This window comes from Vibrio sp. M250220 (genome assembly GCF_036533795.1).
In the GTDB taxonomy this organism is placed as follows: domain Bacteria; phylum Pseudomonadota; class Gammaproteobacteria; order Enterobacterales; family Vibrionaceae; genus Vibrio.
This window is the reverse complement of the sequence record NZ_JATABI010000013.1, coordinates 1-16,087: the sequence shown is the minus strand read 5'-3', so window position 1 is coordinate 16,087 and position 16,087 is coordinate 1. Positions and strand designations below refer to the sequence as shown.

General features: G+C 45.5%; 9 protein-coding genes and 3 pseudogenes. 6 read left to right on the top strand and 6 right to left on the bottom strand.

Annotated elements, in window-relative coordinates; genetic code table 11:
• Positions 1-13: 13 nt before the first annotated feature.
• The 4 genes and pseudogenes from QTN94_RS07115 to QTN94_RS20640 form a co-directional block, all read left to right on the top strand.
• Complete coding sequence (locus QTN94_RS07115) at positions 14-3,547, top strand: hypothetical protein (protein WP_331427287.1); 3,534 nt, start codon at positions 14-16, stop codon at positions 3,545-3,547.
• Between the two features lie 15 nt (positions 3,548-3,562).
• Positions 3,563-4,453: an OmpA family protein gene (locus tag QTN94_RS07110; protein WP_138972604.1), complete on the top strand. Its 891-nt coding sequence runs from the start codon at positions 3,563-3,565 to the stop codon at positions 4,451-4,453.
• Positions 4,454-4,525: 72 nt separating this feature from the next.
• Entirely contained in the window at positions 4,526-5,386 is an 861-nt protein-coding gene (locus QTN94_RS07105; RefSeq protein ID WP_331427286.1) for a mechanosensitive ion channel family protein, read from the top strand.
• A 242-nt stretch (positions 5,387-5,628) separates the two neighbouring features.
• Positions 5,629-5,739 (top strand): annotated as a pseudogene (locus QTN94_RS20640) (EAL domain-containing protein); the annotation flags it as partial.
• Here the strand turns inward: QTN94_RS20640 and QTN94_RS07100 are convergent.
• Positions 5,739-6,080 carry an ArsR/SmtB family transcription factor gene (locus QTN94_RS07100; protein WP_331417097.1) on the bottom strand — a complete coding sequence of 114 codons (342 nt, stop codon included), beginning with the start codon at positions 6,078-6,080 and terminating at the stop codon, positions 5,739-5,741. The pseudogene QTN94_RS20640 and the gene QTN94_RS07100 overlap by 1 nt on opposite strands.
• 165 nt (positions 6,081-6,245) lie before the next feature.
• Here QTN94_RS07100 and QTN94_RS07095 point away from each other — a divergent pair, with 165 nt between their 5' ends.
• Positions 6,246-8,996 carry a M16 family metallopeptidase gene (locus QTN94_RS07095; protein ID WP_331427285.1) on the top strand — a complete coding sequence of 917 codons (2,751 nt, stop codon included), beginning with the start codon at positions 6,246-6,248 and terminating at the stop codon, positions 8,994-8,996.
• Between the two features lie 32 nt (positions 8,997-9,028).
• Here the strand turns inward: QTN94_RS07095 and QTN94_RS07090 are convergent, their stop codons facing one another.
• The 5 genes and pseudogenes from QTN94_RS07090 to QTN94_RS07070 all read right to left on the bottom strand — a co-directional run.
• The gene (locus QTN94_RS07090) at positions 9,029-9,646 is read right to left on the bottom strand and encodes an esterase/lipase family protein (protein WP_331427284.1); all 618 of its coding nucleotides are present in this window, start codon (positions 9,644-9,646) and stop codon (positions 9,029-9,031) included.
• 151 nt (positions 9,647-9,797) lie between these two features.
• On the bottom strand, positions 9,798-10,586 hold the full coding sequence (locus QTN94_RS07085) for a PhzF family phenazine biosynthesis protein (protein ID WP_331417095.1): 789 nt from the start codon (positions 10,584-10,586) through the stop codon (positions 9,798-9,800).
• A 159-nt stretch (positions 10,587-10,745) separates the two neighbouring features.
• Positions 10,746-13,595, bottom strand: coding sequence for an FAD-binding and (Fe-S)-binding domain-containing protein (locus QTN94_RS07080; RefSeq protein ID WP_331427283.1), 2,850 nt, complete (start codon positions 13,593-13,595; stop codon positions 10,746-10,748).
• A gap of 100 nt (positions 13,596-13,695) precedes the next feature.
• Positions 13,696-14,835, bottom strand: coding sequence for an FMN-dependent L-lactate dehydrogenase LldD (gene lldD, locus QTN94_RS07075; protein ID WP_331427282.1), 1,140 nt, complete (start codon positions 14,833-14,835; stop codon positions 13,696-13,698).
• Positions 14,836-15,113: 278 nt separating this feature from the next.
• Positions 15,114-15,359 (bottom strand): annotated as a pseudogene (locus tag QTN94_RS07070) (L-lactate permease); the annotation flags it as partial.
• A 157-nt stretch (positions 15,360-15,516) separates the two neighbouring features.
• On the opposite strand from QTN94_RS07070, the pseudogene QTN94_RS07065 reads away from it, so the two are divergent.
• Positions 15,517-15,942 (top strand): annotated as a pseudogene (locus tag QTN94_RS07065) (LysR family transcriptional regulator); the annotation flags it as partial.
• Positions 15,943-16,087: the final 145 nt, after the last annotated feature.

Sequence of the window (16,087 nt, the reverse complement as noted above, 5' to 3'; positions counted from 1 at the left end):
TGGCGGAACAATTATGAATAAATTCAAAATGACTCGTTTGGCAGTAAGTATTATGGCAGCCATTCCCATTATGGCAGTGGCAAAAGATACCAGTCAGTTGGAAAAAATCGATACAGATACCACGGGTATTGAGGTCGAAGTTCATCAACAGGAAGACAGCTCACGCATCTATCTCGAAGAGGGTGCTATTTGGGCTAGCCGAGATATTACCCGTTTTGAACCAGTACTCGATGTAAGTGTGAGTGATGAGCTAGAAGTTAAAGAGGGACAGTTATCTGACAAGGTTAACTTTACCGTCAGCTCAAACTACAGCTACTACATGCAACGCTATCAAATAGAGATTTTCCGTGGTCAAGACCGCAGCCTATCTCAGCCGATTAAGGTCATCGAAGGTACTGAGGTTGCGAACGATATTGATATTAGTTGGGATGGCTCGACCGACACTGATTATGCATTCGAAATCGGCAACCAACTGCAATTCAGGTTCAAAGCTTGGGATAAAGACGGCAACATGGACATCACGACTATCGGCGTGATTGACCTAGTACGCCCAGATTCTGAGGTGGATATCGATCGTAATCAGAGCGAAGAGCAATTGGCGCGAAGTTTTGGTCGTGCGCAGCTAATGCGGCATAACATCCCGACCAATTCGGGTTTGGCTAAGTTTATTGGTACCGGGCTTAAAGGTGTCGATAAAGTGGTGATTGGAGAAGATGAATTCGAAGTTGAAGATGGAGAGCTATACGCCGAGCAGTTCTTGCCTGCTGACGCCTATATTTTTCCAACCAAGGTCATCTTTGACAATGGCGATGAGCGCCGCTATCAGTTGTACGTGCGTATTCCAGATACCTACTACGCACAGGCAGGTTTGGCCGATATGTATATTGGTAAAAACCGCGTAACGGGTGATACCGGAGCATTGGGTGTCAATGACCAATATCAGGATGATGTTTACAACCAAGGACGTATTGCCTACTTCAGTCAGGGCAAGTTCGGCGATAAGTTACGTTTAACCACGCACTTTGATAGTAAAGATGGACAGATCAAAGACATCTTCAAGCATACATTTGCTGCGGAAGACTCGTCTGTCTTCGACATTCTCGAAGACGATGATGAACTTTACTATGGTGATTACGGCGATGGAGCCAACATCCACAAGGTGGTGAACACTAAAGGTAAAGTATACTTCGATCTTGAGTACGATAAGTCTCGGGTATTGTGGGGTAACTACAACACTGGACTGACCGGCACCGATAACAATGACTACAACCGTAGCTTGTATGGTTTTAAAGGCGATTATCGTACCCGTTCTACCACTAGGTATGGCGAAGATAGACTCAATATTGTTGGCTTCGCTGCGTCAGCAGACTCCTCTTTTGCTCATGATGAATTCCTCGGTACAGGGGGGTCACTTTACTTCCTACGTCATGGTGAGTTAGTCCCAGGCAGTGACAAAGTCTATGTCAAAGTCGTCAATAAGGACTCGGGTATATCAGAGCGAGAAGTACCACTTCAATCAGGCCGAGACTATGAAATCGACCCATATCAGGGCCGAATCATCTTGATGCGACCTCTGAACAACATCATTTCAGATAGCTTTGGCAGCGTGATTGATGACACACCAACAGACGGTTTTGAAAACTATCTTGCGGTCGATTATGAGTACGTGCCAAGAGGCTCCGACGTTAAGGATTCATTGACTTACGGTGGTCGCGCTAAGGGCTGGGTAAACGACTACATTGGTATTGGAGTCAACTACGCAACTGAAGAGCGAGATGGTCAGAACTATCAGGCTTCGGGAACGGATCTGACGCTACGCGCAACAGAAGGGACGTACATCAAAGCGGAATGGGCACACAGCGAGGGCCGTCAGACGGATTCAAACTTTGTCTCTTTTGATGGTGGTTTAACCTTTACCCCAGTGGGTGAAGATTTTGATGAGCGTAAAGGTGACTCGATACAGGTTAAAGGTGTTGCAAGCTTATACGACATTGCTCCGAACATTTTTGGTGCAGTGGGGAACGATGTAAAGGCTTGGTACAAATCGAAAGATTCGGGTTACAGCTATGCCAGCCAAAGTGACGATTTGGAGCAATTGTCATACGGAACCGAGTTGCGTTTACAAGCCTCCGATCGACTGAGCTTTGCGACGCGCTATACCTCGATTGAAGAGACAGAGCTCGATGGTACTAAGCAAACTGATACTCAGCAGGCTGAACTTGAAGCTCAGTTAAAGCTGACCGATCACGTTAAAGTTTCGGCAGCAGCAAAACAAGTCGACGAGCTGAATCGTGAAAACGTAAAGGGTAAGGGGACCTTAGCGGGCTTAAGAGCTGACTATATCTGGGACAGCGACAACAGCGTATATATTAAAGGCCAGTCTACGGTAGATAAGACGGCTCAGTATGACGATAACGACAGTGTCTCTGTGGGTGCTGAATTCCGAGTGTTTGATGATCTCTCGTTGGGAGCGGAATACACCACAGGTGATCGCGGTGATTCGACAGAGGCAACAGCAAGTTACGACATCACAGAGAATTACACCACCTATGTAACTTATACGGATGATAACTACGAAGGGCAAAATAACGTTGTCGTAGGGCAGCGTGCCGATTTGACATCCAATGTCGATTTCTATCAGGAAAATCAGTTTGTTAATGAGAACAACGGCAAAGGGCAGATTGACTCCTTTGGCTTTGGTTACGATATGAGTGACGACATTGATTTTGGTATCGGTTATCAGCAGGGTGAAATTGAGAAGAAAAACGACGTCGATCCGAGCAAACTAGAAATCACGGAACGTAAAGCGGTGACGTTCACCGCCAATATGGATATTGACGATGTTAACCTCAAGCATAAGATTGAGTACCGTGTTGATAAAGGCAACGAAAATGTCGATGTCAATAAGCGTAGGGTGGATCAGTTTGTTACGACCAACCGATACACTCAGAACTTAACCGAAGAATATACCTTGTTCGGCAAATTCAACTATTCGAAATCGATCAGTAAAGAGACCGATGAAACATTAGAGCGCTTCGTCGAAGTAACAGGTGGCCTAGCGTATCGTCCTATCTATAATGATCGATTAAATCTGCTTAGCCGCTATACGTATATTGCCGACAAAGATAATCTCGATCGTGATGTCGATTACAGCAATGAAGAGTCCCATATCATCGAAGTGGAAGGTATCTACTCGGTAAACGCCAAAGTCGATGTCGGTGCTAAATACGCGCACAAAGATAAGAAAGAGGATTTTGAGCGTGCTTCTGGGAGCGTAGAAACGGTCGAAAGCAACATCAACCTATATGGTCTAAGCGCGTCCTACCATGTCATTAAAGAGTGGGATGTGACGGGCGAATATCACTGGAAAACCGATACGCTCAATGATGAACTTGAGCACGGTGCACTTGTTTCAGTGAGCAAACATCTTTCTGACAACTTTAAAGTTGGTATTGGCTATAACTTCTCTGGCTTTGACAGTAACTTAGCCAACGATGATGACTACAATGCCAAGGGTGTCTTTATCAACCTTGTTGGTAAGTTATAGAGGATTAACATGACAATGAAACTCAAAACGCTCTTTGCTGTAGGTATGGTAATGGGGTTGGTCGCGTGCTCTACCGATACCTATGTAAGTAAAGAAAACATAGACAAGTTTGGTGATCCGCAGGTAGAGAAGTTCTTGATTCGAGAGTGTATCGTGCCAGAGCGAGACATACGAATTGCCATGGCTTCCCATTTTGATTTCGACAAATCAGAGTTGAAACAACAGGATAAAGCATCAATCGACCAACTGATCTCAAGCATTGGTAAACTGCATGGTCAGATTGCGATTGTCGGCCATACTGATTATCAAGGCTCGGATGATTACAACGTTAAACTGTCACTGCGTCGGGCTGAAGCGGTAAAAGCTTACATGCAAACTCAATTAGACCCCTCTCGCTACGATTGGGAAGTGAAGTACTATGGCGAGTCTAAGCCACTGGTTGAGGGGACGACAAAGCAGGCGAATGCCGAAAACCGTCGTGCGTATATTGTGTTTGAACAGACGCAAACCCAGCAGGAAAATGCGTTTTGTCAGCCTCCACAACCAGAGCGCAAAGTCTTTGTCGCCATGACCTCTCATTTTGACTTTGATAAGGCGCAGCTGAATCCAGCCGATAAAATCTCATTGGATGAGTTTGCGAACAATTTAACTGGCTTAAATGGGCGAGTATTGATTGCCGGGCATACCGACTATCAAGGCTCAATCAGTTACAATGAGCAGCTCGCGCAGCGCAGAGCAGAATCGGTCATGCAATATTTGCAGACTAAGCTAGACCCAAGCCAATTTGTGTGGGAAGTTAAGTCTTTTGGTGAGTTGAACCCAGTCACTCAAGAGCAGAACCTAGATGCCAATGCTCTGAATAGACGTGCGTTTGTCGTATTCAAAGAGGGTGAGTTACCCAAGTAACTCATTCAATAAAACCAACTATTTAAAGGGGCACATTGCCCCTTTTTAACCATTACCAAGCAGGAGCAGAGCGTGGAGAAAGTACAAGCAGTCATCGATTTTCTTCTAACTCACAAATTGATGTTTACCGTGTTGATCATTGTGATGATCTCACTGGGTCGTCGGCTAATATTGTCACGGATACGTGGTGAGGTAGCCTTTGTGACAGAGAAACAGCGTAACTGGATGTCACGTACGAAAAACGGGTCATTCATCGTACTGGTCATGTTGCTGTTTATACTCTGGCAGTCGGAAATCAATGAATTTGCGCTCTCAGTCACCGCAATTGCTGTTGCGATAGTTGTGGCATCTAAAGAGATCATTCTCTGCTTCACTGGGTCAATTCAACGAGCCAGTTCGCGTTCATTTCGTATTGGTGATTGGATAGAAGTGGGTAAGATCTGTGGTGAGGTAATTGAACACAACATGATGGCGACGGTGATTCAAGAGATTGACCTCTATCATGGTCAGTATCACTACACAGGTAAAACAGCGACCTTACCTAACAGTATGTTCTTTACCTATCCGGTGAAAAACCTCAATTTTATGAAGCGCTATGTCTTCCATGACTTCTCTATCGTCGTGCCAGATTTTGTGAATCTGTTTCCTCTTGTCCCAGATATCTTGGCTAAGATTGATGAGCGTATTCACTACTTTAGCGAAGTTGCCAAACGTTATAACTCGATGATCGAAAAGCACGCAGGCGTTGATCTGCCAGGCTCAGAGCCGCATATTCATATCAATAGTGGCAGCACGGGTGAGCAAATCGTCCACTTTATGCTTTTCTGCCCAACGGATAAGGCGACGTATCTGGAACAAGAGATTAGGGCGGATTTTATGGCGCTTTATGAACAACGTTTTCCGTGCAATAAAAACGCACAGGAATCGGACTAAATAGTGTCAGCCTTGCTGGTTATGTGATTGTTTTAATTGCAATTGGTTGTCGTGTCGATAGATAACCTAGTTCGAGTTTTGTCGGAAAATGGAGTCTGACTTACCGAATATCGTCGATCAGTCGATTAACTTTATATTTGGCACGGTTTTGATTGTGACCCTCTATGTTTCACTAGGGCATTACCTTGGTGGTGCATTTTATTCAATGTCCTGTGTGAAGGAGGCGGTTCCTACCATTGGTTTCTGGTTATTCTTCTATTAGTCACTTATGCAAGTATGAATTTGATAAGGTGGAAATTGACCGTTCATTAGTCATGAACTTAAAGCACAAAAACGGTCGAGAGATGTTCCGTTAACTAAATACCATACCGAACAGACCAGAGAACTGCGCTAGCTCTGCCTTATTGACGCGATAGCAAACTTTGGGTGGGATAGATTGAGCTGTGATGAAATTTGCCTGCTTCAGGATGCGCAAGTGTTCAGACACGGTTGATTGTGCCAATCCAAGCTCAGACACCAAATCACTATTCAGGCATCCGTCCAGCTTTTCGAGATTAAGTAGAATCTTCACTATTCTTACGCGCGCAGGGTGGGAGAGTGCCTTTGCTTGTGCGGCGAGTTTGAGTTCCTGTGCCAGCTCTTGTTCAGTAGATTTGAAAGCTTGCGCATTGACTTGAGTGCATGAATTAGGCATCTGGACACACTTAAATAGTTAATCGTCGAATTGCGATAAATAATACGCACCTTATCTCAAATCTGCAACTCAATCAGAATATTACATTATTGAGAACGAATTATTTAATATTTCCATTTGCTTGGGATATATTTGAGCTGATTTTAATAATAATGAAGTATGGCTATGAGAATAATATTTTTTGCCCTAGCACTTTTGCTTGTCGGCTGTAGTCAACCTAAAGTTGAGGTCGCAATACAACAAGATCCACAATGGACAAGCGGACAGCTAGAAAACGGTGTTCGTTTCCACTTATATCCGATGGACGATGAATCTGTGTCGATTCGCATGTTTGTCCATGCGGGTTCAGCTCAAGAGACTGTTCAACAAAAAGGCTACGCGCACTTTTTGGAACACATGGCGTTCAATGGGTCGAAAAACTTCAGCACCAATGACATTGTTAAACTATTTGAAAAGACAGGTTTAACCTTTGGCGCCGATATGAACGCTTATACTTCTTACTATGAGACGGTGTATGAGCTTGACCTACCTGACAATAAAGAGATCGAAACCGCGGTGATGTGGATGCGAGACATCGCGGATGGTTTGTCGCTTTCTCCAAATGAAGTGGAGAAAGAGAAAGGCGTTATTCAAGGTGAGATTCGTCGTTCTAGCCCAGAGCATAAATCGTTGGAAGGTAAGTATTACGATTTTCTTGTCAAGGGAACTCAACTGGATAACATCGACCCAGTTGGAAATCAGCAGTCAGTCGACGGTGCAACACCAGAGTCGATCCGAGCCTTCTACCAGACTTGGTATCAGCCTCAGTCTACTGAAATCATCCTGACAGGTGATATTGAGCTTGAGCAAGCCAAAGCATTGCTGGATAAGTACTTTGGTTCTTGGCAGCAAACGTCAAGCGCTAAACTACAAAGCAAGCAACATACCGAGCTGGTATTACGTGACTTCACCACTGAGGTTGGCGAATTTGATGCTCCAAGCATGAGCCTATTGGTTGAGCGTGGTCCAGCGAGCATCCGTCATCGTGGTCAACTGCATGAACAGTGGCTGGATGAAGTTGCACTACAGCTAGTTTGGAATCGACTCGATGCTAAGTTCACTGAGCAGGCGGCACCCTTACAAAGTCTCTACTCATCGCCTTATTACCTGAATGAACGACGCTATGCGTTGCTTTCAGTGAGTTTCTCAGCACCGGACAGAGAGCAAGCACAGGCGTTGTTTAGTCAAACTCTCGCATCACTGCGAGACCACGGTGTCAGTGCGCAAGAAGTCGAAAGGGTGATGGCTTCGTTTAATCAACTCGCGACTAATGTTGATCATAATTGGCAACAGCAGTCTCCAGTCGACTTCGCTAGTCAAATGGTTAATGTCATTTCACTCGGTGAGTCGACTCAGTCAAAGCAGGACTATAAGCAAAGCTTAGATGAGTTTATCCAGCTAGCTTCGATTGAGCAGATCAATAAGACGCTGAAGGATTTGCTGTCGCAGGACTTTGCTATTGTACTTGGTGCCGATGACACCGCTGCGATTCCTGCACTTGAAAAACAGCTGCCAGAACTACGTAAGCAAGTTAAGCAACCGGGAGTTAAACCCCTTGCTTTAGCGACATCGGTATCACAACTGGCTCAGCCTCAATCAAGCGGTACGATTGCAAATAAACAAATCACAGATACGGGCTTTACCGTTTGGACTCTATCCAATGGGGTTGAGGTGTGGTTTGAACAAGACGTCAATGCCGGTGACAACGTTCAGTTTATTTACGCAAGTGAAGGCGGCACTGCGGCACTCGATCCGAGTTTATACGCAGCATCAGAGTTAGCAGTGGCTGCGATCTCACGCAGTGGTGTTGGTGAGTTTACTGGCTCCCAGTTTGATGCTTACCTTGGTCGTAACACGATTGAAGTCTATCCATTCATTGGGTTCAGTCATCATGGTATTGAGATAGCCTCACCGAGAGCAAAACTTGCTGATGCGTTTAATGTCATGTTCAACATTGTAACCAACGCTAAAGTAGACAAGCGTCAGGTAGAAACCGTCGCTCGAGAAAGACTAGAGGAACTCAAGTCATACTTAGAGACACCTGTTGGTCAGTGGAATAAATCGATCAACGGTAACGCTTACTTAGCGGATAGTCGCCATCGTATGATTACCGCTCCTCAGCTCGCAATGGTGACAGACGTTGAAGTGCAGAAAGTCTATGAGCAGCTCTATGACTTTAATCGAAATAACAAGCTGGTGGTGATTGGTGATATTCAAGCGGAGGAGTTAGAGCCACTGCTGACTCATTTCATCGGTTCTATTCCTCTTCAGGATGCGCCACAAAGCTCTTATGCCGCTGGCTATCAATTGCAACCGAAGCCGCGTATTGATTTACCGTTAAATAATGAGCAAAACAGTTTCTATCTGTTGCGAGCAACCAACCCAAGTACGGTTGCGAGTAGTGTACGCACGGCATTTATCGATGACATGATCCAACGTCAGTTGTCAAAGCAACTGACCAGCTATGTTAGGGAAGAGCTCAGCCTCGATTATGCGCCAGATGCCTACAGCGTTTCTCAAGACAGGGAACCAAGTACCGATTGGTTTATTGAGGCTCAGGTCGCTCCGAAAGATATCAAAAAGATCGATCAAGCGATAGATAAGGTGATAGATGACATGGTGCAGGGAATCAGTCAGCAAGACTTAGATCTGGTGGCGAAGCAGCTGTCCGTAGCGTTACAACCCCTAGATAATGATCCTGTGCAAAGACTCTGGTTCTATACCCGTTATCTTATCCATGGCTATGGGATAGAGGCATTGACCGATGTTGATGCGATGACGAAGTCTATCACTAAGCCAGAGTTTGAACAGAGGGTTAGCCAGGCCTTCGGTGAAGAGAGTATCAAGACTAAGTACACCCTAACGCCGAAACCCTAGCCACAGAAAAGCAGCGAGTCATCGCTGCTTTTTTAATGGATAAACGCATTGTTCGCAATGAAATGATGAATTTGCTGCGGAACCAATGAGGTGTAGATTAGGCTGGTATGACTGCTGCGAATCTCTACATGGTCGGTCATACCTTCTATCTTGGTCTCATCGACGGTGACCGTTCCATCAGACATCATTTTATTATCCATCATCAGTAATGATCGCGCGCCAAGTGGCAGTGTTCCAGCGATGCATCCCAGTTTTTGTGGTTGATTCCACGTTCCTTCGTGTTGCGCCAACCCAAATGATGGTGAGTTTCCGAGGATGGCACTCATCCCCAGTTCTTGAATGCGAGTTACAATGGATGCGCCTTGCATCGGAGAGCCAATGGTGACGACATGTGACACCTGCTGTTGATCAAGTTGGCGAGCTTGTAGGTAGTGCTTAATGATAAGTCCACCTAGACTGTGCCCGACCAGAATATTGGGCATTTGCGTTGAAAGGGCATTATCGATAGCGTTAAAGACTTTATTCTCGTCAATCGCAACAGTGTTGTAAGAGAGAATTTTGGTGCGATAGCCTAAATCACGTAAGCGGTGACTCAAGGGCTGCATGGCCATACCATGCATATACAGGCCATGTAAGATGATGATTTTCATAGAACTCCCTGTTACGAGATGTGCTAGATAATCTAACCATTTTCGACAAAGAAAAGCACCTAAAAAATATCAGATTGTGTAAGTATGTGGGATTGGACGTTGAGATAAATACTGGCAGCTAATTGCGCATTAGCCGCCATAGATCGAAATACTACGAGAAAATCTTTCCGTGAGAGTAAAGGACCGCATAGCCTGACACAATGACCCGATCATCTTCCACATGGCAGTATAAGATCCCCCCTCGTTTAGATGCTTGGTAAGCTTTGAGGTTAGGTTTTGCCAATCGTTCAGCCCAAAGCGGTGCTAATCCAGCGTGTATGGAACCCGTAACCGGGTCTTCATCTCCTCCATTGGCAGGCCAGAAATAGCGGGAAACAAAATCGTACTCATCTCCGGGAGCGGTTGCGACCACATCGTAGGGAGCCAATTGTTTTAGGTAGTGACTATTGGTTTTGAGATTAATGACGTCTTGTTCATTATCATAGATCGCGAAGTATGCTTGTTGATTTCGTAGGATCTCTGTTGGTGTGATCGATAGTCCTTCAAGAAGCAGAGAAGGAATCTCTTCTGCGCTAGGCGTGAGTAGAGGAAAAGCCATGCAGATACGACCTGTTAGATCACGATCGACGACGAGCTGGCCGACAGAGGTCGTTTCAAAACGCAGGATTTCACCTGCATTAAAATGATTGAATAACACATAGGCTGTAGCGAGTGTAGCGTGGCCACAAAAATCCACTTCACACAGTGGAGAAAACCAACGAATTTCGTAGTGGTCTTGTGCAATTTGCTTAGTGAAGGCAGTTTCAGAAAGATTATTCTCAGCGGCGATTTTCTGCATTAGCTCTGTATTTGGCCATTCACTAACGGGAACCACAGCAGCAGGATTCCCACTGTATTTTGTTTGCGTGAAAGCATCACATACAAAAATTTCATACTCCATCAACTACTCCTTATTGTCGGCTGATAGGCTCATAATCGAATTTGATTATGAACCTATCGCTGCCTCTAAGTCTGTGTAACAGTGTAGAGTTGAGAGTAAGATCTAAGTGAATGCTACTGAAGTTTCATTCATTATTGTTAAGTTATGTCTAAGCTCTGTTTATTGCGGAGAACTTACCTCATCCACTAAATAGAGTATTGACTGATATGCGATACCACTATGGTGGGACAAACCAATCTCACAGGTTCGACTGTTACTAAATCCACGTTGACACCCCTTTGGAACTTGCGCCTTAAGCGGATGAACCGCCGCTTGATTCAGTTCAGGAGTGGTAAAGCCCTTATCACCAGCCCAACCACAGCAAGATATATGCTCAGGGACGACCACATCGGAAACGCATGTTTTAGCCAGCGTGATCATGTCATTCTCTAACCCCATACGGCGAGAGCTGCACGTTACATGCAACATGACGGTTTCCTGCTTAGGCGTAATGGTGAGGTGGTTCAATAAGTACTTAGTGACGAAGCCCGCTGGCTCTAAGATTTCCAGTGGTTTTGTGAAATGCTCAATACTGCGTTTTGCGCACGGACTGGTATCCATAAGTACTGGGTATTCACCTTCGTAGCTGGCTTTCCAAAGCGCACTCTCAAGTTGCTGCACTTTATTGCGTGCAATGTCGTTCATCCCTTTACTGTCATAAGGCATACCACAACACTGGTCATTGAGTGATTCTGGGATAATCACTTCAAAACCTGCTTTTTTTACAAGTGACAATGTCACTTCTGTTAATGATCGCTGATCAGTTGCATCACTTTGCTGGCCCATCGTGCGCGACGCGCAGGAGGGTAGGTAGACCACTTTCTTATCCGAACGAACCAGCAGTTCCATCGCTTTATTGATGTTATGTTGATTGGCTTGTGGAGTTTCAGGTAGCCAAACAGGGGTTTTATTGTTGGCTAGCTTACGGACACCGTTGGTTAGGCTTGCCACGCCACTTTCTCCAATCACCTTTACAGCAATTTGATTTGCCTTTAAAGATGCTCGGGTTAACGCCGTTGTGGTCGCAAAATGATCGGCTGTCCACTTAGCAATAGGGGTGAACTTGTTATATTTTGCTGTGCGTAGTTGTTTGACTAAGTCGCCAGTGTTAATCCCTACTGGGCAGCGGTCAGCGCATAAGCCTGTGGCTGCACATGTATCAATCCCCTGATATTCAAATATCTGTTCCAACTCTGTGGCGGCAGTGTCTTCTCCAACAGCGCGTCGTTGCTGCAATTCGCGATAGAGAACAATTCGTTGGCGAGGGGATAGAGTTAGCGTACGTGATGGACAGACGGGTTCACAAAAACCACATTCAATACAGCGATCGACGAGTGGATCAGCGGCAGGCATCGGTTTGAGATTTTCAATGTGTGACTGAGGATTATCATTAATGATGACGCCAGGATTAAGCAATCCTTGAGGATCGAAAAGTGCTTTGATCCTTTGCATCAATTGATAACCAGCTTTGCCCCATTCCAGCTCGACATAGGGAGCCATGTTTCGACCAGTGCCATGTTCCGCTTTGAGAGAACCTTGGTATTTGACAGCGACTAACTCAGCCACATCATCCATGAAATTTCCATAGCGCTTGATCTCTTGTTGAGAATCAAAGCCTTGGGTAAAGACGAAGTGGAGGTTTCCCTCAAGCGCATGCCCGAATATGATCGCTTCACTGTAGGCATATTTATCAAACAGCGCTTGCAGGTCTCGTACGCCGTTTGCAAGGTTTTCGACTGGGAAAGCAACATCTTCAATAACAACGGTGGTTCCTACCTCTCGCACAGCACCAACTGCTGGGAACATACCTTTACGGATCCCCCATAGCGTAGCAACCGTCTTTGGATCGAGGGTGAATGGTACCGATTCAATGATGTGGTAATCGGATAGAGAATACATAATTTGTTGGCATTGAGTATCAATGTCCGCTTGGTTACTGGCATGGGTTTCAACCAGTATCGCCGCCGCCTCAAGATCAAGGTGTTGGATAAACTCTGGCATACCAGATTTGTCTGCCACTGAGCGCAATGCTCGACCATCCATCAATTCAACCGCAGCGACAGGTGTGTGTGATAGCGTCGTGACAGCCTGACAGGCCTCTTCTATATCAGCAAACACCAACAGAGACGACGCTTTAAACTCATGTTCAATGACCGTGTTGTAAGTGATCTCTGCAATAAAGCCCAACGTACCTTCAGAACCGATCATTAAGTGCTCTAGCACCTCAATAGGGTCGTGAAAGTCGACTAAGGCATTCAGAGCATATCCCGTGGTGTTCTTTAAGCGGTATTTGTGCGTGATAAGTTCACGCAACTCTTGGTTGTGATGCGTTTCTTCGACCAGTTGACGGAGACCTTGAATGATATCCGGGCGGGTCGCATGAAACGCACTGATGCTCTCTTTGCACGAGGTATCAAGCAGTGTGCCATCACTAAAGACCACTTTAATGGAATCAATGGTACGGTAAGAGTTTTGTGCGGTACCGCAACACATGCCACTCGCATTATTTGCCGCAATACCACCAATTTTGCAGGTATTGATTGACGCAGGATCAGGGCCAATTTTGCGCTTGAAAGGAGCGAGGTATTTGTTTGCATCTGCACCGATAACACCCGGTTGGAGCAAGATTTTATTGCCATTATCAATAATCTTATGCCCACGCCAATCATCCGTTAAGGTGATCAATACAGAGTCAGAGACGGCTTGACCAGATAAGCTGGTGCCAGCGGCACGAAAGGTAAAATGGGTGTTCATTTCACGGCAGCACTGAATGGTATAAATCACTTCATCGAGTGTTTTTAGGCGTAATACGATGCGTGGAACAAGGCGATAAAAACTGGCATCAGTACCGTAAGCGAGACGTTTAGCGTGTTGAGTAATGATGCGTTTTGGATCAATTTCAACCGCTAGCAGAGATTCTAACTGTTGATATAGGCCATCGCTATCAGACGGGTGAGTTTGGTTTGACATGTTGGCTTCCTTGTACATGCTGATGTCAATATTGTTGTTTTCTTTTCAGCAGGTTAAAGGTGCCACAGACAAAGGATTTTGGCTATGACACCTATCGTCATTATTTGATGTTGACCAATGAATCGCGACTGAGATCCTGAATGCTTTTGGCTCCAGTCAGAGTCATTGCGACGCGCATCTCTTTCTCGTACAGATCAAGTAGGTTTTCGACACCCGCTTGACCTTGTGCAGCTAGTGCATAGACAAAAGAGCGACCAAGCAATGTACAATCCGCGCCGAGTGCCAACATACGGACGACATCAAGACCTGTTCGTATACCCGAATCCACAAAGATTTTCAGGTCACCTTTAACCGCATCTGCGATGGTCGGCAAGGCTTTCGCGGTAGAGAGAACACCATCTAACTGACGACCACCATGGTTAGAGACAACAATCCCATCGGCACCAAACGTCACCGCATCCTTAGCATCTTGTTCATCGAGAATCCCTTTAATCACCATCGGACCATCCCAAAAGTCTCGAATCCACTCTAAATCTTTCCAACAGATTGACGGATCGAAGTTGTCACCAAGCCAGCCAATATAATCTTCAAGTTTGGTTGGTTCACCACGGTAGGTAGAGATGTTGCCAAGATCGTGCGGTTTGCCCAATAAGCCGACATCAAATGCCCAGCTAGGGTGGCGCATTGCCTGAAAAACACGACGCGCCGCTGCATTTGGACCACTCATACCCGAGTGCATATCACGGTAGCGTGCCCCTGGAACTGGCATATCAACCGTAAATACTAACGTCGTTACACCAGCGGCTTTGGCACGTTCTAGTACGTTTTTCATAAAGCCGCGATCTTTTAGTACATACAACTGGAACCACATCGGACGTTGAATTGCTGGGGCAACTTCTTCGATAGGGCACACCGAGACTGTCGACATGGTAAATGGGATACCTTTGTTGGCTGCGGCTTTTGCTGCCTGAACTTCACCGCGACGTGCGTACATCCCCGTCAGACCAACAGGAGCAAGGGCAATTGGCAAGGCTAATTTCTCGCCGAAAATTTCGGTATCGAGACTTAGGTCAGACATATTGTTGAGCACACGCTGCTTTAACGCTATATCAGCAAGATCTTCGGTATTCTTGCGTAGGGTGTGTTCGCCATAAGAACCGCCATCAATATAATGGAAAAGAAACGGAGGCAGCTTGGATTTCGCAGCAGCACGATAGTCAGTTGAGGCAGAGATAATCATAAAGTCATTCCTATAAATCTTGTTGCAGCACCCTTTCTCTGAAGGGTTAGTGTGGTCGACATCTAAGTAAGGTGGCGTTAATACTCGTGAATTTGCTAGCGTTTTCACACTGGCAGGGGTCTTGTCAGGGAGAGTTGAGTATTAACGCCTTAGATCAATGAGTTAGTGCATTAGTGCATTAGTGATATGTAGGCCATATATGGCGACAAGACCAATGATGCCTGTGACAACTAAATAATAAATAGTTGGGAGAATCGTCTTACGCAATGTGGCGCCCTCGCGCCCGTATGTTTCAGTGTGTTTAGCAAGAATATTGCACCAAACACGATCCATAGAACGGAGACGGTGATACCCAGTCCTTGAAGTACAGAGGCGAGTACACGTGTGGTGGTCATGTCCCATGCGAAAAGCGCAATGACGACAGTTAGACCAAATGCCACGGGCATGGCGCGTTTTGCAGGCCAGTTGAGGCCCACCAGTAAAATGGCTGCCACCACAATTGGTGAGAAAGCCACGAGAGTCACTCATTGGTACGTCCTTTACATTCTCAATAAGGGCCTTCGCAGCCTCTTAGATTTTATATTTGTGATGATTTTGTTAAGCGCTGGTGAATTTACCCCTTTATTTTTTATTTATATAGGGAAATAATGAAAATAATTAATTCCAAAAGTGACATAATCAATGCGTGCAGATGACTTAATCCTGTTTTCTCAGGTCGTAGAATTGGGTAGCTTCAGTAAGGTTGCTGATATAAATAACCTTACAAACTCAGTAGTTAGCAAGAGAATCGCCAGATTAGAGGAAGAACTAGGTGTTCAGCTATTGCACCGAACAACGCGCAAATTAACGCTCACAGAAGCGGGTAAGGCGTTAACCAATGGTGCCAAAAATGTGAAACAGGCCGCGCAAGAGGCTATGGATGCAGTCTCAGGCTTTGGCGAAAATATCAGCGGACATATCAAAATGTCTGTCCCCTCTATCTCTGGCGACCTGATTTTGGCCGACGCGGTCGCTGAGTTTTGCAACTTGCATCCGGGGTTAACGGTAGATATGTCACTTGATAATCGCTTCGTTGATCTTGTTGAAGGGGGGTATGACTTAGTTATGGCGTTGTTGATCAAATCAGCTTGAAGATCAACGACGCCATATATGACTAGCCGTTAGCTTCTAACAGGCATACCTAGTCCTATGACTTTGTTCATTGCTTTGACATTTGCCAGTGCCTCACCAACTTGAGCGTTATAACATCTCA